This is a genomic window from Pseudoalteromonas sp. SWXJZ10B (assembly GCF_015864475.1).
GTDB classification, from domain to species: domain Bacteria; phylum Pseudomonadota; class Gammaproteobacteria; order Enterobacterales; family Alteromonadaceae; genus Pseudoalteromonas; species Pseudoalteromonas arctica.
In genome coordinates, this window is sequence record NZ_JADYXD010000007.1 from 17887 (window position 1) to 38398 (window position 20512).

At 39.9% G+C, this 20512-nt stretch carries 14 protein-coding genes; 7 read left to right on the forward strand and 7 right to left on the reverse strand.

Annotation, left to right across the window (positions count from 1 at the left end):
* Positions 1-81 precede the first annotated feature (81 nt).
* Positions 82-2850, forward strand: a complete 2769-nt coding sequence (locus I6F54_RS08445; protein WP_197140823.1) for a S9 family peptidase — start codon at positions 82-84, stop codon at positions 2848-2850.
* Positions 2851-2919: 69 nt separating this feature from the next.
* On the opposite strand, the gene I6F54_RS08450 is transcribed toward I6F54_RS08445, so the two are convergent.
* From I6F54_RS08450 to I6F54_RS20460, 4 genes are all read right to left on the reverse strand, one after another.
* On the reverse strand, positions 2920-4077 hold the full coding sequence (locus I6F54_RS08450) for an ROK family transcriptional regulator (protein WP_197140827.1): 1158 nt from the start codon (positions 4075-4077) through the stop codon (positions 2920-2922).
* 74 nt (positions 4078-4151) lie between these two features.
* Positions 4152-5393, reverse strand: coding sequence for a glycerate kinase type-2 family protein (locus I6F54_RS08455; RefSeq protein WP_197140830.1), 1242 nt, complete (start codon positions 5391-5393; stop codon positions 4152-4154).
* A gap of 10 nt (positions 5394-5403) precedes the next feature.
* Positions 5404-6984, reverse strand: coding sequence for a sodium:solute symporter (locus tag I6F54_RS08460; protein ID WP_197140834.1), 1581 nt, complete (start codon positions 6982-6984; stop codon positions 5404-5406).
* A gap of 196 nt (positions 6985-7180) precedes the next feature.
* Positions 7181-9622, reverse strand: coding sequence for a TonB-dependent receptor (locus I6F54_RS20460; RefSeq protein WP_166419670.1), 2442 nt, complete (start codon positions 9620-9622; stop codon positions 7181-7183).
* 196 nt (positions 9623-9818) lie between these two features.
* Between I6F54_RS20460 and I6F54_RS08470 the strand changes: the two genes are divergently transcribed.
* From I6F54_RS08470 to I6F54_RS08490, 5 genes are all read left to right on the forward strand, one after another.
* Positions 9819-11120: an MGH1-like glycoside hydrolase domain-containing protein gene (locus tag I6F54_RS08470; RefSeq protein WP_166419669.1), complete on the forward strand. Its 1302-nt coding sequence runs from the start codon at positions 9819-9821 to the stop codon at positions 11118-11120.
* A 16-nt stretch (positions 11121-11136) separates the two neighbouring features.
* On the forward strand, positions 11137-12114 hold the full coding sequence (locus I6F54_RS08475) for a carbohydrate kinase family protein (protein ID WP_197140837.1): 978 nt from the start codon (positions 11137-11139) through the stop codon (positions 12112-12114).
* Complete coding sequence (locus I6F54_RS08480) at positions 12111-13310, forward strand: AGE family epimerase/isomerase (protein ID WP_197140839.1); 1200 nt, start codon at positions 12111-12113, stop codon at positions 13308-13310. Before I6F54_RS08475 ends, I6F54_RS08480 begins: the two co-directional genes overlap by 4 nt.
* Positions 13311-13419: 109 nt before the next feature.
* Positions 13420-13701 (forward strand): hypothetical protein, encoded by a 282-nt coding sequence (locus tag I6F54_RS08485; protein WP_133120271.1) that lies wholly within the window; start codon positions 13420-13422, stop codon positions 13699-13701.
* A gap of 45 nt (positions 13702-13746) precedes the next feature.
* Positions 13747-14826 carry a DUF4238 domain-containing protein gene (locus I6F54_RS08490; RefSeq protein ID WP_024608050.1) on the forward strand — a complete coding sequence of 360 codons (1080 nt, stop codon included), beginning with the start codon at positions 13747-13749 and terminating at the stop codon, positions 14824-14826.
* Between the two features lie 197 nt (positions 14827-15023).
* Here I6F54_RS08490 and I6F54_RS08495 read toward each other — a convergent pair whose 3' ends face one another.
* Positions 15024-16208, reverse strand: a complete 1185-nt coding sequence (locus I6F54_RS08495; RefSeq protein WP_197119674.1) for an NAD(P)/FAD-dependent oxidoreductase — start codon at positions 16206-16208, stop codon at positions 15024-15026.
* A 328-nt stretch (positions 16209-16536) separates the two neighbouring features.
* On the opposite strand from I6F54_RS08495, the gene I6F54_RS08500 reads away from it, so the two are divergent.
* The gene (locus I6F54_RS08500; RefSeq protein WP_165727155.1) at positions 16537-18663 is read left to right on the forward strand and encodes a S8 family peptidase; all 2127 of its coding nucleotides are present in this window, start codon (positions 16537-16539) and stop codon (positions 18661-18663) included.
* Between the two features lie 104 nt (positions 18664-18767).
* Here the strand turns inward: I6F54_RS08500 and I6F54_RS08505 are convergent, their stop codons facing one another.
* Positions 18768-19241, reverse strand: coding sequence for a peroxiredoxin (locus I6F54_RS08505; protein WP_197140844.1), 474 nt, complete (start codon positions 19239-19241; stop codon positions 18768-18770).
* Between the two features lie 188 nt (positions 19242-19429).
* Positions 19430-20314: a UTP--glucose-1-phosphate uridylyltransferase GalU gene (gene galU, locus I6F54_RS08510; RefSeq protein ID WP_024593607.1), complete on the reverse strand. Its 885-nt coding sequence runs from the start codon at positions 20312-20314 to the stop codon at positions 19430-19432.
* Positions 20315-20512: the final 198 nt, after the last annotated feature.

Here is a 20512-nt window from a genome sequence, read left to right on the forward strand (position 1 = left end):
GTAGCTGCCATTTATCTGATCCGCTCGAATTGTGAGCCAAACTCGTTACAATGAAACAATGTCATAATACGAGAATCAATAATGAAAACAAAACTCACCTTATTAAGCACGGCACTCGTTGCCAGCTTAACTAGCACCGGCATACACGCCAAAGAATCGCTACAATTTAAAGACGTTTTTAGTTTTAAATCAGCTAAAAGCACGCAACTATCTGACAATGGTCAAGTACTCACTTTTAGTGCAACGCCGTATCGTGGAAATGCAACTGGCCAAGTTTACTCACTACAAAGCAATACTCTCATCGCAGAAGTAGAGCGCGGCACTAAACCTCATATTAATAAAGCCGCTAACTGGGTCGCTTTTACACAAGTACCTACATTACTTGAAAAAGAAACAACCAAAAAAAAAGACACACTTAAAAACAATCTGGTACTCGTAAACACACAATCAGGTGCCCAACAAAGCTTTGCTGATGTAAAAGATTACACATTATCTGATGACGGTATGTGGCTTGCTTATAGTTTAAATAAAAAAGACGATGACGCAAAAGTAGAAGATAAAACCGATAGCACTAAAAACGAAGTAGATAACGCTATCACGCCCGATAAAAAAGATAAGAGCTATGAGCTTGTTATCGTAAATTTATCTGATAAACGCACCCATACAATAGAAAACGTATTTAGCTATGCTGTTAACTCAGCTAACAGCCAGCTATTAGTGAGTCAAAGTTACAGCGATGGTAATAACAATCAAATAGCGTTAATTGAGCTAAGTGACTTTAATTGCAGCGTATTAATTGATGAACCAGGCGTAATCGCAAATAAAATAGCGTGGCACCCAACTGACAATATTGCAGCGTTTACATTGGGTAACTATGTAAATGATGACACGCGCCGTCGAAGCTACAGTTTACAGCTATATAAAAACGATAAACTTTCAACAATAGCCTCACCTGATAAAACATGGACCCTAGGTAAAACAGCATCCCTTAAATGGTCAGAAAATGGCGAGCGCTTATATTTTGAAAACCATCCAAAATTAGCAGCTAAAGTAAAAGCCAAAGAATATACCGACGAAGCCTCACTATACGATTTTGACACCATTCGTGAACACAAAGGTCTTAATGTATGGCACAACAACGATGCGCAAATAAAACCACGTGAAGAGCAGCAATGGAACGAAGTTAATAAAAATCGCCATTACAGTGCGGTGTATCACGTTAACTCGCAAAAAGTTGCGCAACTTAGTACACCAAACATGCCTGAGGTTGCACTAAACCCTCAGCGAGATGTGTCTTTACTTGGCTCATCTAACATCCCCTACCTAGAAAAAAAAATGTACGGCGGTTTTTTTGCTGATTACTTTGCAGTAAATATAAACACCGGTAAACAAACTCCAATTATTAGTAACTACCCGTTTAAACCGAGCCTTGCACCTAATGGTGAGTTTGCGGCTTATTTTAACGACAGCCAAATACAGTTAAAAGATTTAAAAAATAATAAAGTAACACCGCTTACAAAAGCGATTCAGGCAACCTTTGCTGATGATAAACACGACTACCCATCTACTCAACCTGGTTATGGTTTTGCAGGTTGGATGACCGATAGCAGCCAAGTGCTTGCTTATAGTAAATACGATATTTGGGCGTTTGATGTAAAAACTAAGCAAGCTAAACGCCTAACTAATGGTAAGCAAAGCAATACGCAGTACCGTGTTATTAAGCTTGATAAAACCCAAGTGGGCTTTAAAAAAGGCGATACATTACTTGTCTCTGCTATTAACTTACAAACTAAACAAAGCGAAGTTGCAAAGCTCGACTTAACCACTAACACACTAACTAAGGTGCTTAGCGGTAATAAACGCTTTGATATGGTTAAAAAAGCCAAAAAGGCTGACAAGTACTTATTTTCCTCGCAAACTTATAGCCAATTTCCTGATTACTACCAAACAGATTTTAGCTTTAGTTCACCAAAACAAGTGACCACCCTAAACCCACAAATTAGTAATTTTGCATGGGGCGAAAAGCCAGAACTAATAAGCTATAAAGGCTTTGACGGCGAAGATTTACAAGGCGTCCTAATAAAACCTGCGGGATATAAAAAAGGCGATAAAGTGCCTGTGGTTGTGTATTTTTACCGTTACATGAGCCAGCGTATGTTTGATTTTCCAAAAATGGAATTAAACCATCGCCCTAACTTCCCTATGTTTACCTCAAACGGTTATGCGGTATTTTTACCTGATATTCGTTTTGAAATAGGTCACCCGGGTAAATCGTCAACGCAAACCATGATAAACGCCACCCAAAAATTAATAGATTTAGGCATAGCCGACCCAGATAAAATAGGCTTACAAGGTCACTCTTGGGCAGGTTATCAAAGTGCGTTTATGATAACCCAAACAGATATGTTTAAAGCGGTTGTATCTGGCGCTCCAGTATCAAACATGACCAGTGCTTACAGTGGCATACGTTTAAAGTCAGGCCTTGCTCGTCAATTTCAATACGAAACAGGGCAAAGCCGTATTGGCAAAAACTTATTTGAAGCACCAGAGCTGTACATAGAAAACTCACCAGTATTTTTTGCAGACAAAGTTAATACGCCTATCTTAATAATGTCTGGCGACAAAGACGATGCAGTACCTTGGCATGAGAGCGTGCAGTACTACTTAGCTCTGCGCCGTGCAGGAAAAGATGCTACATTTTTACAATACGAGGGTGAACCACACCACTTGAAAAAGTTTCCTAATCAGGTCGATTTTTCAGTGCGTATGATGCAGTACTTTGATCATTACTTAAAAGGCAAACCGGTTGCTAAGTGGATGACACAAGGCGAGGCATTCGTTGAAGAGTAAATAACCCACACTAAAAAGCCGATATTGCATAAACAATATCGGCTTTTTTGTTTTTAAATTCCTCTTAAACTACAAACACAGCTCTCTAAATGGCAAAGTAGCTGCGCCAATTGATACCGGAAAATTATTAATATTAGATACCACCAACTTAGGCATTGGCCGCTTAGCGCCACGTCTAAATTGTGCATAAACCTCAGTACGTGCAATAACCTTTTCAGCCAATTCTTTTGGAATATGGCCACCAATAATAATCGCTTCAGCATCTAATAATGCAGAGCAACAAGTTGCCACTAAATCAAATGAGTCTTGAACTTTAAACAGCCACTCTTCAACGCCTGGCCAATCGGGGTCAAAGTTGTCGTGCAGATCGTAAATAGAAGTAACGGCTACGCCATTTTTTTTCAAAATACGTTTTAGTAATTCAAGATTAGGGTGCGCATACAATTTAGGCGGTAGCATGTCGCCAAGCTCACCTGCGTTTCCGTAGGTACCACGCAGTACATCGCCATTATTTACAATACCGCCACCAAATGCGGCCGATACAAACATATAAACAAAGTTTTTGTACTCACGACCAATACCAGCAACGCCCTCACCTGCAGCTGCGCCTGTTGCATCGTTAACAACCCAAGTAGGAAGCTGAAAATGCTGCGACACAATATCGATAATATCAACCTGCGACCACTCTTCTAGCATATGATGGGTATTCATTTTCCCATCCATTGAGCTAAAAAAGCCAGAGATACCCACGCCCATTCCTAGCACTTTTTCACTTGGGATTTCGCGCTCAGCGCTTATATCTTCCACCAGCTTTTTTGCACATTTAAGTACATTATTAATGCTCATATCCGACATTAGCTGCATATGGGTGTAAACCACCTTTCCCGTAAAATCCATTACGGCAATCGAAATAGCATCAAGCAAAATAGCTAAGCCAAAGGTAAATCCATAATCGGGGTTAAGGGCAATGCCAAACCCTGGCTTACCTTTTTTATTTGGAATTAGCGTATCGCTTTGCACAATTACGCCGTGCTGAGTTAACGACTTAAGTAAACGCGACACAGTTTGTTGTGGAATACGAGTGGCGCTCACAATATGGCTTTGTGTTACGCACTTCTCCCAAAACACCACTTTTATAATATCGCGCTCAATATCTTGAAATAGCTTTTCGCCTTTTCCAAGCTCAAAACCAGAGCGTAATAAGTTACTGTTGTTTAACGAAAACATAGGTATTAACCCTAACAAAATTGGAGCACAAGATTACGTGAAACCATTATAAAGAACAAGTAGGTAAACTGCGCCTATTCAATCACTATCACTCTAAAATCATTCACATTTGTGTTAGTTGGCCCAGTAATAATTAAATCATCAATTGCTTTAAAAAACTGATGGCTATTATGTCCTTCTAACTGTGCTTGAAGGCTCTCCCCAGCGTTTTGAGCGCGTGTAATTGTGGTGCTATTTATGTAAGCACCCGCTACATCTTTACTACCATCTACACCATCTGTATCACAAGCAAGTGCGTAAATACCAGCTTCGCCATTAAGTGCCTCAGCCAGCGCCATTAAGTATTCTTGATTTGGCCCGCCATCTCCATAAACATCAGCAACGGTGACGGTAAGCTCTCCACCGGAGAACAACATAACGCGCTTGCCTTGGGCTTTTTGCTCAAGAGCGATAGTCGCATGTTGCTTTGCAACTTCTTTAGCCTCGCCTTGAATATCATATCCTAGTACTTGGGTTTCCCAACCTTGATGCTGTGCAACACCTATAGCGCTATCAATAGCATGCTGCGCATTTGCAACAATAAAATACTCACCTGTAGTATCGGCAGCTCTTTCTTGCTCTGGTTTTAATAAATGCGCTTGAACCTCTTTAATTACCGGCCAATTGTACTTTTGTAAAATAGCCAGTGCATCGGCTTTTGTGCTGGCATCGCTAATAGTTGGGCCAGACGCTATATCACTTGGTTTATCCCCTACTACATCTGAAATAATGAGCGTAACGTAATCCGACTTAGCGGCCTGCGCTAACTTGCCGCCTTTAACAAGTGAGAGTTGTTTGCGCACAACATTAATTTCATCAACGCTTGCACCACTTCTCAGTAAAAATTGGTTAAGCTTTTGCTTTTGTGAAAAAGGTACATCATCAACAGGTAGGCACATCAACGACGAACCGCCCCCCGAAATAATAAACAAAATAGGAATATCAGCCGGATTATTTCTTACAAGCTCCAATAACTCTTTGCCAGCAGCTAAGCTGTTATCGTCTGGTGTTGGGTGGTTTGCACTAAGCACTTTAATTCGCCCAGTATCGCCGCTACTTTCGTATCCATAACGCGTTACCACTGCGCCAAAACATTTATCACCATAAAAGCGATTAACTTCGGCGGCCATTTCAGCGGCGGCTTTACCCGCCCCCACTACACACAACCCTTTGCTTGCATCTATATTTTCTAAATACTTACTCATGCAAGCACTCGGTTTACAGGCATTTACCGCAGTGGTAAATAAATCAATTAAAAACGACTTTTTAGAATCCATTAGTCACAGCTCACGAAAAAATTGAAGGAATAGCTAAACAAATTAATATCATCACAATAAACATGCTAAGTAGCATAACGATATCTTTGCCAGTTAAAATTGAGTTTGATACTGTCTCGGCATTTTGTACTTTTGTTACTTCGTTTACTTCTCGTGGAATTAAACGACTCGTAACATAAATAATCACAGTAGCGCTTACAAAACCGATAAAATTCCACCAAAACCAGAAAATATCAGGCGCAAATACCGACACCAACAAGTTAATTAATACACCACTAATTAAGCCAATATTGGCATGCAATGCAGCACTGCGTTTACTTAGTACAGCAACTAAAAATACCGCCAGTATTGGGCCATAAAATAACGAACCTACCTTGTTAATCGCTTCAATAATGGTTGGTGCAATATCGCCAGCAAAAAGTGATAGTACTAAGGTAATTGCGCCCCATGCTAAACCTAAGTATTTAGCTAACTTTAAGTAAGATGGTTGGTCGAGCTCTTTGTTAGATATACGGCTGTAGTCTTCAATACTTACGGCCGAAAGTGAATTAATCGCAGAGCTTAGTGACGACATCGCTGCCGACAAAATAGCAACAACTAACAAACCAATTAAGCCATGCGGTAGGTAATCTAAAATAAATATAGGCATCATCCAATCAGGGTTATCTGCTGGAATTTTTGCTAAAAATTCAGGGTTACTCATTGCCAGTGTGCCAACAATTAAACCCGACACACAATATAAAATGGTAATTGGGAAGCGCACTACGCCATTTGCTAAAATCATGTAGCGTAGGTTTTTAGGATCTTTTGCACTGAGCGCACGTTGCGCTTGCGTTTGGTCACACCCGTAGTAAGAGGCATAAAGTACCACACCACCAAAAATCATCGGTAAAAAGCCAAAGCCGTCACCGCTAAAACCAAATGAATCAAACTTAATCGCTTCTAATCGGCTCGAGTCAACATTACTAATAAACGAGTCAACGCCACCTAAGTGATAAAGCCCAAACCCTATACAAGCAATAGTCCCCAACACAATGATGATCATTTGAATCGCATCACCATATACTACGGCTTTCATCCCACCTTGCAGTGAATATAAAACAGTTATAACACCCGTTAGTACAATAGCTTGCCATGCTTCTATTCCCATGGTGCCTTGTAGAATAAGCGATACCGCGTAAATCATAATACCGGTGGCAAACGCACGACTAAATTGAAACACCACACTAATAAGTACACGAGTTGAGCGGCCAAAGCGCATCTCTAAATAATCGTAAATACTAACAATGCCGCTTTTATAAAGCTTGGGTAAAATAGTTGCTAAAATTAAAATCATCGCCAGCGGAACACCCAGCTCATACGAGAGCCATTGCATACCACCACCTTCACGCAAACCAACAAATGCAGGAGCCGAAATAAAACTAATAGCCGAAAGCTGAGTGGCCATTACCGACAAAGCCAAAGGTTTCCAACCTAAGCTTTTACCCCCTAAAAAGTAATCATTTTTATTGGTTTGTTCGCGTAGCATAAATCCCATTACCAATAAGGCACCAAGATAAAGAGCAACTATTGAAAAATCTAATATATTCATAATTAATTCGCGTATTCACAATATGAAAACACTGCGCCTTTTCAAAAATAAAATACCAAATGGCTACCTGCCCTTATCTTTTTAATAAACGAGCCTAGTCAAAAAGATAAACCTGTAGCTAACTTAGCTGAAAAATGCATCACAATGCAAAAAACCTATTAACCCCAAAGTGAGTTAATAGGCATAAAGCATTTATTTAAAAGTCGTATTTAACTCTTAAAGTAACGCGTCGTGGGAGAATCGGGCGACCTACAAAGTATGGATTATCTGCCGTTTGGCTATTGCCTAAACGTGGCGAACCTTCAGTAACACCGTCAGAATCAAACAGGTTAAATACCCCAACGCTTAAGCGGACTGTTTGCTCTGGTGCAACTTGCCAGTTATAACCTGCATCAAATCTAAATAAATGGAATGAATCAAGTTCTACAGAGTTTGCATCGTTAGCAAAGTTTTTACCTGTAAAGTTATGATAAATAGAAGCATCCCAGTCATCTGTGGTATAGCTTATAGATGTATTGAATAGTATTTTTGGTTTACGACGTAACTCGTTACCAATAATAGAAGGGTCTGAATCAAATTCAGTAAATTCGTGATCGGTGTAGGTCATGTTGGCATCAACAGCCCACTCATCGGTAATATCGTAACGACCTGTAAGCTCAACACCGGTTGCTTTAGTTGACTGCATAACTGGCAGCTCTAATACGCCACCATTACCATCGTTTACAAAGTCTACGCTGCGTCTATCTTTTAAGTCAGTTCTAAATAACGCAACACTGCCGCTAAAGTCGTTATCAAAAAACTTAACACCTAGTTCGCCCTGCTCTACAATTTCGGCTTCGTAGCTGGCAGGCTCGCCTAAGTCATTAAACTGAATACCTCTAATTTCTGGGAAGAAAAACCCGCGAGATGCATTGGCATATACATTTAAGTTATCTGTTAAGCGATATAACGCCGCACCCGATACAGCAAATTCAGACGTATCTACTTCACCGTAGGTCATTACACCACTACCGGTTGTGTTTACTTGTAAGTTAGATGCGAGTGATGGGTCATTATTTATTTGTACAACTTGGCTGCCTTCGCGGCTAATTTTGCCTTCAATTTCTTCGTAGCGAACACCAAAGTCAAAAATCCAATCGTCACTTTCCATTTGATCCGCTATATAAAGTGCACGGCGGGTAGCGCTAATGGTTTGGTTAGTATAAGAAATACCTGGCCCACTAATGCCATTTTGTGTGTATTGAATCTCGTCGCCATTAACATCGGTATACGTTAAGTCAATTAAGCGAGGGTTATTATTAAATTCACCTAAGTAAGTCGTAATAACGTTATCGTCGTCGGCTTCACTGTGAGAGAAAAATGTACCAACTGTAATATCATGGCTAAAATCACCTACATAAATACTTTTGATGATATTAAATTCTGCAGAAAAATCTTCAGCTGGGCGGTCGCGGTCTAAAATGCGGTTAGCAAATAGTAAGTCATCGCTTGCAAGTGCGATACCTGAATTAACATAAGAAAACTCAGCGCCGCTTGCATCACCTAAGCCACGGTTAGCTAAAAAGTCGTCTTGGCTTTCAGGTACATTAATAATACCGTCGCCATCTAAAAATAAATTAAATTCGTGTTGGTATTTAGCGTATTTACTGCGCATGTTGATAGCAAAATCGTTAGCGAGTTCTTTTTCAAACACCACTGAAACAGAGCCACCTTTAGTGACTACACCATCGCTGATTGGCGATTCATAACGACCATTTGCTGTATCGTACGTTAAGTTAGATACTTGCGCTGTTTGCAGTGATTCTACTTCACGACCATCGTTACCGATTAAGCGCTCACGGCTTTCGCCATCAAGTGGAATAGGTAAATAAAACTGAGCTTGGTCGTCAATGTACTGTCCGTAAACCGTAAATGAGCCAGAGCCATCATCAAATTCTTTACGAATATTACCACGTAACTGAGTACCTTTAGTCTCAAGGCCTGTATCTAAAGGGCCCTCGTCGTAGCGGTAAAAACCAGAAAGCGCATAATATAAGCCGTCTTCATTAAGTGGACCGCTCGTTGCAAAATCTAAGCGTGTACGCCCTTGGTCAGAAAGCTCCATTTGTACGGTACTTTGCGGATCGTCACTGCCCGTTTTAGAAATATAGTTAATAATGCCGGCCACAGAGCCTTGGCCAAATAAATTAGATACACCACCACGCACAAACTCTACGCGTTCAATACCCAGATCGTTACGGTAATACACATCAAACGCCGATGAGTTCAAACCAAAAACACTCAGTGTCGGTGAACCATCATACGACAGTGGCGTAAATTGAAACTGACCCGATGAAGGTAAGCCTCTTACTTGAAGGTTAGTAGCGACTTCACCGCCACCGCCTTCTACTTTAATACCCGGAATATAGCGAAGCACATCTGCTTGGCTACTTGAAGAAAGCTTTACCAGCTCGTCTTCGCTAATAGATGTTACTGATTGTGGAGTGTCTGAAATAACACGCCCTTTACTGGTACCAGAGACGATAATACGCTCAACGTTGTTAGCTTTTTTTGCTGTATCTGGTGCAGTTTCTTCTGCTGCATAAGCGCCCTGTGCAAGGCATAAAGATACAATAGAGGCGATCGTAGTTTTATTCACGGGTATTCTCCATTTGTGCTAGTTGTCTGTGTGTATTTACTTAGAGTGTGGCTAAGTAAAGCCGAAATAATCAAGTGAACATGTTAGTTTTTTGTTACTTCGAACAGGATTTAAGCACAGAAAAAAAACATTTACAACCCATAATGAGTGCTTTAATATTGTCCAAATCGAAAATAACACACAAAGAGCACCCAATATGACTACTATAAACAGCGGTAAAATTGACTCAGCAACGGCTTCATCGCTTGCAGACCTTGCTACTAAAACACTTATAGCAAACGACTTAGGTGGCTATACAGTACCAACACATGGCCTATACCCGTTTCAGTGGAACTGGGACTCAGCCATTACAGCGCTAGGTTGGATGAAGTCTGACGAAAGCCGCGCATGGCAAGAAATTGATGTGTTATTTTCAGGCCAATGGGATGATGGCATGGTGCCGCACATCTTGTTTCATAAAGATTCAGATACTTATTTTCCAGGTCCTGACGTATGGGGATCAGATAAAAAAATCAAAAGTACCTCTATTTCTCAGCCGCCAGTAGTTGCTACTGTAATGAAGGAGATGCTTGCCAGTGCGAAAGACAAAACACTTGCAGAACAAAAAGTTAAAGCATTATTTTCACAAGTAGTTGACTATCATTTATGGTGGTACAACGACCGAGATCCTGAAAGTACTGGTTTAGTAGTGACATATCACCCGTGGGAGTCGGGCATGGATAACAGCCCATCGTGGGATGACGCTCTTCAAGCTGTGCCATGTGTGGATTGGGAATATACGCGCCGTGATACAAGCCATGTAGACTCTTCTCAACGTCCACATAAAAGTGAATACGACCGCTTTTTATACCTTGTAGACTTTTTTAAACGCAACAACTTTGACAGTAAAGTAATTTACGAAACCAGCCCGTACAAAATGAATGACCTAGGTATTATTGCTATTTTGCACCGTGCAACCAAAGATTTACTCAAAATGGGTGAACAACTTGGTTTAAACGATGCCCGCACTGATTACTTAGCACAGCGTTTACAAAAAACAGAGCAAGCCATAAACACTTTATGGTGTGAGCAAAGTCAGTATTTTTATTGTCGTGATGTATTAACTAACAGCTTAGCGAAAGTTAAAACATCAGCCGCGCTATTAACTGTATATGCAGGCTTAACAAGCGATGAGCAAACTAAAATAATTAATACAGCCACTGAAGATTTTATTGAGTCGAGCCAATTTAGTGTGGCTTCTACCCACCCTAAAGAAGAAAAATACGAGCCACAACGCTACTGGCGCGGCCCTATTTGGTTACACATTAACTGGATGATAGCCACAGGCCTTAAAGAAGCCGGCTGTGTAACAACGGCTGAAAAAATTCAAGATGATACGCGCAACCTCGTTGTTAAGTCAGGCTACTACGAATACTTTAACCCAGAAACAGGCGCAGGCTGTGGTGGTAAAGACTTCTCGTGGACAGCTGCAATAGCATTACATTGGCTACTTGACTAACAACTAAGGCAAGATCATGAAACACACAATATGCTTTGGTGAAGTACTGGTTGATTTACTTTCAAATAAATTGAGCCAAAACAGCAACGAACACGAAGCGTTTACAAAGTTTGCAGGCGGTGCGCCTGCAAACGTAAGCGTAGCTATTGCAAAGCTAGGCGGTAATGCCTACTTTGCAGGAATGCTAAGCACTGATAGCTTTGGCGACTTTTTACATAACGCATTAAAAGAGCAAGGTGTAAAAACCGACTTTATGCGCTTTACTGATCATGCTAAAACGGCGCTTGCGTTTGTGTCACTTGATAACGACGGCGATCGTACGTTTGAGTTTTATCGTGATAACACCGCCGATCTGCACTTTAGTAATAATGACTTTAGTAGCGAATGGTTTGAGCAATGCGATATTTTTCATATTTGCTCAAACACGTTAACCGACGAAAACATCAGAAACACCACCGCTTACGGTGTTAAATTTGCAAAACAAAATAACTCAATTGTGAGCTTTGATATTAACTTGCGCCTTAATTTATGGCCTAGCAATGCCAACCCTCGCGAGCATATTTTACCGTTATTAAAAGACTGCTCAATAATTAAAGCCTCAAAAGAAGAGCTTGAATACCTTGCGGGTGAGCAATCGAGTGATGAATTTATTGCCCAAACACTGAGTAACGGCTGTGAGTTATTTGTAGTTACTGATGCAAGTAACCCAATGTATTGGTTTACTAAACACGGCAAACAAATGCTTATCCCTAAAAAAGTAACTATGGTTGATGCTACCGCCGCCGGCGATGCCTTTGTAGGTGGCCTATTATATCAGCTAGGCTTACAAGCACTTACACCTGTGAGCTTTAGTACGCTTTGTGAAAATAATTCAAAGCTAAATACTATTTTTGAATTTGCTTCATTATGTGGTGCCCACGCAGCATCTTACAAAGGGGCATTTAACTCCCTACCTAATGAAAAATCTCTAAATGATTTTAGGAGCGCACTATGAAAAGCACACCTGATAACTTTAAAAGCCATGAATTTTTAACGCAGCACATTAGCGACACGTTAGCGTTTTATGAGCCAAATATTGACGACGAACACGGTGGTTTTTACCAAAACTTTTCTGATAATGGTGAGGTGTTTGATAAACAAACGCGCCATTTAGTAAGCTCTACTCGTTTTGTATTTAACTATGCACGCGCGTATCAAACCTTTAATGACGAAAAGTATCTTAATCGTGTTAAGTCGGGGATTGAGTTTATTCGTAAGCATCACCTTGTTGAGCAAACTGGCGGCTACAACTGGTTATTAAAAATTGAAAACGGCCAAGCAACCGTACTTGATAACACTAACCATTGTTATGGCTTTGCGTTTGTTATTTTAGCGTACAGCTGGGCATACCGTGTGGGCGTTACAGAGGCGCGTGAATACCTCAACGATACATTTCAAACAATGGAAACACATTTTTGGGATGCAAAAGCCGGGTTATATAAAGATCAGCACAACAGCGACTTCACAAAGTGCGATTCATACCGTGGCCAGAACGCCAACATGCACACCTGCGAAGCACTTATTGCCGCCTATGAAGCCACAAAAGACGAGATATTTTTAAACCGTGCGCTTACTCTTGCCGACAACATGGTTAACCGCCAAGCTAATTTAATGGGCGGATTAATCTGGGAGCATTACGATATAAATTGGCAGGTCGATTTAGAGTACAACAAAAACGATCCTAAAAATTTATTTCGTCCGTGGGGCTTTCAGCCTGGTCATCAAACAGAGTGGTCAAAACTGCTTATGTTTTTAAATAAACATAAACCACAAAAATGGCTTATCGAGCGCGCTCAAGCATTATTTGATAACTCAATAGATGTAGCATGGGATAAAAAACACGGCGGTATTTGCTACGGTTTTGCACCTGATAAAACTATTTGCGATGACGATAAGTACTTTTGGGTTCAAGCCGAAACACTGTGCTGTGCAGCCTACCTTTATGAAACCACAGGTGATGAAAAATACCAGCAATGGTACGACAAAATTTGGCAGTATTCATGGCAGCATTTAGTTGATCATCAATACGGTGCTTGGTTTAGAATTTTAACCGTAGATAACAAAAAAATGGATACCGAGAAAAGCCCTATTGGTAAAACTGATTACCACACTATGGGTGCCTGCTTTGATGTGCTCGAACTATTAAAGTAACTATGTAGTTATAACTTTTACAGTATTGTGTAGACCTTTTAACCGCCAGTTTGGCGGTTTTTTTCTTAATGGGTGGCCAAAATCACTGTACCACTTGTATCTTGAGGTTTTGGATGCAATCTCATCAGAGAAACAAACTCAGGCTAAAAAAACTGGTAAGGCTCGTAAACGCTCTGTTAGCACTGACTTGGAGAGAATTAAAGAAGATAAATCAAAAGAAAAAAGGCTAAAAGATAAATACCGACATGAGTTAGATGTTGCTAATCAAAGGCTAGATGAAGCATATGCAGAGCAAACAATGCTGTTAACTGCGATGATGAATTTTCTAGATATAGAAGATAGAATTAGATTATTACGAGAATCAAAACCTAAGATCGTTAGCATTAAATAGCTAGAGGTTATTAATAATTGCCGCTACATTGTAGGGAAAATATAAATGAAAAAGATAACAAGGAAGCAGCACTTCGTACCCAGGTGTTTACTTAAAAACTTTAGCTATAACGATGGTGCTATTAATATATTCGATTCAACTAGGAATAAGTTACGGCCATCTAATGTTGGAGCTGAACTATTCGAGAATAACTTCTATGATAAAGACAACACGATCGAAAATTTTTTGCGTGATTATATTGAAGGGCCAGGCGCTCAGGCTTTAAAAATAATTACAAGGGAAGTTGATGGACAATTGGATTTTGAAGGGCGAGTAGACCTTCTTCGGTTTATTTTAGTTCAATTAAGCCGTACACCAAATGCATATTCTTCCTCGCTAGATAATATTGACAATTATTTTAATGAATTAATAAATCAATTAGGTCAATTAAATGGTTTTGATAAAGAAGCTCTAGACGGTATAAAAGTTTCTTTTGATAACCCAAAATATTTTCTTCAACTGCAAACACTGGAAGCAGCGCTCAAAGTGCCTCTTCTCTTAGATTTAGAGTGGCACATACTAATTAATGAAACAGCCACTGAGTTTGTGATATCAGATCATCCTGTGGTTCATTACAACTGGTATCTTCGTAACTTACACTCAATAGATATCAGTGGTTTGTCTAAATGTGGATTGCAAGTTTTCTTACCAATATCAAGCACTATTACCTTATGTTTATATGATAGTAAGATCTATAAAATGGGAGCTAAAAATAGTTCCTGTACCATAATTGAAAACTTACCAGATATACATCTGCTAAATGAACTTCAATTTAGGAGTCGAGGCTCATTTATTGTTTTTAGGTCTACAGATGACTCAAACTATGTTAAAAAAATGAGCGATAAGTTTCCAGCGAATAGCATTTATAGTAATACAGTAAAAGCCATAGCTCCCACAATTATTGGAAGGGAAGCTAAAAGTAAAATCACCCTCTGGCGTAAATCTTATATTTTTGATAGATGGTTGTCATTTTGCAAAGTTAAAAACAAGAAAAAAAGTCAGGATATAACCTGTTATGATCGAATACCTGAAGAATTAGCTAAACATGAACAATTCATTAAAGAAATGAGGTCAAAAAAAGAATAAAAATATGACTTATTTGCTTGTTTTTCAATCGCTATTTTATTGCTTTTATGACTTAAATTATGACTTTATTTTTAAGGAATAAAATACATTAAATTCAAGTGGTTAACTTTCAATCATATTTTAAATAATATTTTTTACCAAGGTTAAGGGGTGAAGCGATCACCCCAAGGTTACAAACTTTATTGTCTCTACACAACCTAAGCATACTGCCCACAAGCAAATCCACAGCTCCACGCATACTGAAAATTGTAGCCCCCTAACCAACCCGTTACATCGGTTACTTCGCCTATAAAGTATAGGCCTTTAGCTTTTTTAGCTTCAAAGGTTTTTGAGCTCAACTCGTCGGTATCTACACCGCCCAATGTTACTTCTGCTGTTCTATAACCTTCTGTGCCATTGGGTTTAATTTGCCACGCATGAATATAATTTACTAACTCATCTATTTGAGCATGTGTAAGCTGATTAATATTACAATCTGGTATCGCTTTGCTTTCGTGCAGTACTTCTATAAAGCGTTTAGGTAAAATAGTCGCAAGGCTATTTTTTAACGACTTTTGAGCTTGTGTTTCACGCCAATCAGCAAGTTGTTGCCTTAAATCTATTTCAGGTAATAGGTTTATAGTAACAGCCTGCCCTGCTCGCCAAAATGAGCTTATTTGTAATATTGCAGGGCCCGATAACCCTCGGTGAGTAAAGAGGATATTTTCTTTAAATACGGAGCCATCTTCGCTTGAAACTTCACATGGGATACTAATTCCCGAAAGTCCTTCAAAACGGTCTTTATCGTGCTGGTGCAAAGTAAATGGTACAAGTGCTGCCATGGTTGGTAATACATTTAACCCAAACTGCTCTGCAATTTTATAACCTATTGGTGTAGCCCCTAGTTTTGGCATGGTTAAGCCACCTGATGCTATAACTAACGACTCACAGCTTAAGGTTTCTTGCTCTGTGGTAACGCTATAGCCGGTTTCGGTTTTTGATACGCTGATCACTTCACTGCGTAGCTTTATATTTACTCCGGCCCACTCACATTCGGTTAGTAAAATATCAACAATGTCTTGTGCATTGTTATCGCAAAAAAGCTGGCCTAGTGTTTTATGGTGATACGCCAAGCCATGTCTGTCCACCAGCTCAATAAAGTCATGCTGTGTATAACGACTTAAGCATGATTTAACAAAATGAGAGTTTGTGCATAGGTAGTTATCCGGGGTTGCATTTTCATTTGTAAAATTGCAACGCCCACCACCACTTATTAAAATTTTACGACCTGGTTTTTTCCCCATATCAAGTACTGTAACGCTTCGGCCACGGTATCCAGCTTGCGCTGCACACATTAATCCTGCTGCTCCCGCACCTATTACAATTACATCTACTTGGGTCATTTATTTATCTCATTAAAAAATTTGCTCGATTATAGCAAAGTTTAATAGCTAACAACGCAGCATTTGAATTATTAGTAATAACACAACAAAAACACATCAGTAATAAGTGGGGAATAATTACCCTCACAATAAAACAATCCTTTATACTTATTTTTAATTTATATGACAAATACTAAACAACGAGTAAACCGCTAAAAACCTGGGTTATAACTAAATGAAAGAGGTACATAATAAATTGATATTTTAACCTGATTAACAGATCGTTTACTTTTGTTCCCGCATCGTGATCTTATATCACGAAATAATAAATAAAAATCTAGGGATAATTATGACAACTAGTAAAACTTTTAAAAGATGCGCAATTGCAATTACAGTTAGTACGCTTTTTGCAGCAACATCTGGCATGGCTCAATCAGTTTCAAGTTCAATGGCTGAAACATCGGCTAAACTACAAAGCCAAGGCAGTTTCGAAACTCAGTTCATTATTAAATATAAAAATAATAACGAAATGGCGAGCTTTTCAACTGCTGACGCAAACCCGTCTAGCATGAAAAAGCGCGCACAGAGCTTTGTTAAAAACTTCGCTTCTAAAAAAGGCAAAGTAAAAGCAAAATATATTCGTGCAATGGCACTTAATAACCACCACGTAATGCGTGCTGATAAAAAATTAAGTGCGGCAGAGGCCCAAGAGTTTATGCAAGAAATGGTTGATTCAGGCAATGTTGAATACATTGAAGTGGATCAAATGTTAAAGCCGTTTTCAACTCCTAACGATCCACGCTTTGATGACCAATGGCACTACTACGAGCAAGCCGGTGGTTTAAACTTACCTACTGCATGGGATACCGCAACGGGTAGCGGTGTAGTTGTAGCTGTACTAGATACGGGTTACCGCCCACATGCCGATTTAAATGCTAACATTTTACCGGGTTACGATATGATCTCTAACCTATCGGTAGCTAACGATGGCGGTGGTCGCGATAGCGATGCACGTGATCCTGGTGATGCAGTTGCTGCGAATGAATGTGGCACTAACGGTGCACAAAACTCTAGCTGGCACGGCACGCACGTAGCCGGCACAGTTGCTGCGGTAACCAATAACGGTGAAGGTGTTGCAGGCGTAGCTTATAACGCAAAAGTAGTGCCTGTTCGTGTACTTGGTAAGTGTGGTGGTTTAACCTCTGATATTGCAGATGGTATTATTTGGGCATCTGGCGGAAGTGTTTCAGGCATTCCTGCTAACTCAAACCCTGCAGATGTAATAAATATGAGTTTAGGTGGCAGCGGTTCATGTAGCTCTACAACTCAAAATGCAATTAACACCGCGCGTAGTAACGGCACTGTGGTAGTTATTGCTGCAGGTAACGATAACGATAACTCCGCAAACTACAACCCAGGTAACTGTAATGGTGTAGTAAACGTAGCATCAGTAGGTCGTAATGGCGGTCGAGCTTATTACTCAAACTACGGTAGCAATATTGATGTTGCAGCACCGGGTGGCGCGCAAAGTTTTGCAAACGACTCCGAGGGTGTTCTATCAACTTATAACTCAGGTTCGTCTACACCTTCAAGCGACAGCTACGGTTATTCGCAAGGTACATCAATGGCTGCGCCTCACGTAGCAGGTGTTGCGGCACTTATTAAGCAAGCAAAACCAGATGCAACGCCTGACGAAATAGAAAGTATTTTAAAATCAACAACCCGTTCGTTCCCTGCTACATGTACTAGCTGTGGTACGGGTATTGTTGATGCAGCCGCAGCTGTTGCAGCTGCAAGTGGCGGCACTACTCCGCCTACAGGCGGTGATAGCGAGCTTATTAATGGTGAAGCTAAAACAGGTTTAAGTGGGGCTGCAAATGCACAAGCGTTTTACACTATGACCGTACCAAGCGGTGCAACTAACGTAACATTCACTATGAGTGGTGGTACTGGTGATGCTGATTTATACGTACGTGCGGGCAGTAAACCTACAACTACTACCTATGACTGTCGCCCTTATAAAGGCGGTAATAGCGAAGAGTGTTCTATTGATAACCCTACTGCGGGAACTTACCACGTAATGCTTAACGGCTACTCTGCGTATTCAGCTGTGAGCTTGGTAGGTAATATTACTGGTGGTTCATCGTCTGGTGGCGGTACAGGCACTCCACAAGCAGGCGGCGGCACTATAAGCGATGTGACAGCCAATACTGGTCAGTGGAAACATTACACGTTAGATGTACCTGCAGGAATGAGTACGTTTACAGTAACAACGTCGGGTGGAAGTGGCGATGCAGACTTATTTGTAAAATATGGCAGCCAACCAACAACCACTACGTACGATTGTCGCCCTTATAAAAATGGCAACGCAGAAACATGTACATTTACCAATCCACAAGCAGGTACTTGGCACTTAAGCGTTAACGCCTATAGCACTTTCTCTGGTTTAACACTTAGCGGACAATACCAACCGTAATTTAAAATTTGAGCCGTAAATAAAAAACCGATGTTGTTTCCAACATCGGTTTTTAAATAGTAAGTAGCTGATTAATTAAAGCTAAAACCTACATTTTATTACTGTTATAGCTTCTCTAGTACTAATTCTGCACGGCTTACAACAAACTCTTTGTCTTGCTCTACAAATAAACCAGTTACTACTGCATTTTCAACAATCATAGCGTAACGCGTTGAACGTAAACCACCAAAACTAGCGGTATCTTTATCAAGCCCTAACGATTTAGTGAAACTTCCATCGCCATCAGCAAGCATTGTAATTTCTTGCGCGTTTTGCGAGTCGCCCCATGCTTTCATAACAAATGCGTCATTAACAGATACACAGTAAATAGCATCAACACCTTTTGCTTTAATTTTATCAGCAAGAGTAATAAATTCAGGTAGATGTGCATTTGAACACGTTGGTGTAAATGCACCTGGCACTGCAAATAACACGACTTTTTTACCTTCAAACAACTCTTTGTTTGTAAGAGATTGCATACCGTCGTCAGTTAATTGCGTTAACGTAACCGATGGTAATTCTTGGCATTGCTCAATCATGGTGGTTCCTTTAAAAGATCAATACAGAATAAGTAACAATCATACTACGTAACCTATTACAGTGTAGGTAAAGTGTAACTAACTTAGTAACCCAGAGTAGTCTAGCAAAGGTTTATAGACCGCGTTCACTACATTTTATGAAAACTATTTTAGCTTCTATAGTTTTCATAAAATTTATTGCTCTGTAGTTAAGGTAAATTCAAATCGTTTATAAAGCGAGAAAAGTCATTACCTAACTTTTTATCCCGCATGCTGTACTCGACAATTGCTTTTAAATAGCCTAACTTATCTCCGCAATCGTGAGAGCGACCACTCATATGGAATGCTTCAACAGTTTCTTGTGCCATTAATGCGTCAATAGAATCTGTAAGTTGTATTTCACCGCCAGCACCTACAGACGTTTTTGCAAGTAGAGGCCAAATATTCTTACTCAGTACATATCGCCCTACAACAGCAAGATTTGAAGGTGCTAAATCTGCATCAGGTTTTTCAACCATTGCTTTAATTGCAGCACTTTTACCTGGCATTAACTCAACACCGTTTATATCAGCAATACCATATTTACTAACGTCTTCTTTAGCTACTGGCTCAAGCATTATTTGGCTTGCTTGAGTTTCTTTAAAGCGTTTAATCATGGCCGCTAAGTTTTCAGTTTCTTGATCGGCAGTATAAGCATCAAGTATCACATCTGGCAGGAGCACTACAAAGTTATCGTCACCAACTATTGGCTTCGCACACAAAATAGCATGCCCTAGCCCTTTAGCTTCTCCTTGACGTACACTCATAATGGTGACATCAGGCGGACAAATAGAGCGAATCTCATCTAATAAAGCACGTTTAACACGTTTTTCAAGAGTAGCTTCTAGCTCGTAACTTGTATCAAAATGGTTTTCGATTGCATTTTTAGAGCTGTGTGTAACTAATACAATATCTTTAATACCGGCAGATACACATTCGCTGACAATATATTGAATTAGAGGTTTATCAACTATAGGGAGCATTTCTTTTGGAATAGCTTTTGTCATAGGGAGCATTCTCGTCCCTAAGCCTGCTACTGGAATTACAGCTTTCATATCTATCCTTAGTGATTAAGTTTGTAAATAAACTAGCAGATACAAAATAGATACCAGCTGAATAAAGTTACCTCTTTTGAAGGAGTAAATTTGAAGCTGCTTTTAAAGTGAAGACTCTACACTTTGGGAATATAAAATAGATAGGTAAATAGTGAACTTATTAATGATTTTGTTGGGGGGGGGGGGTGAGATTACATT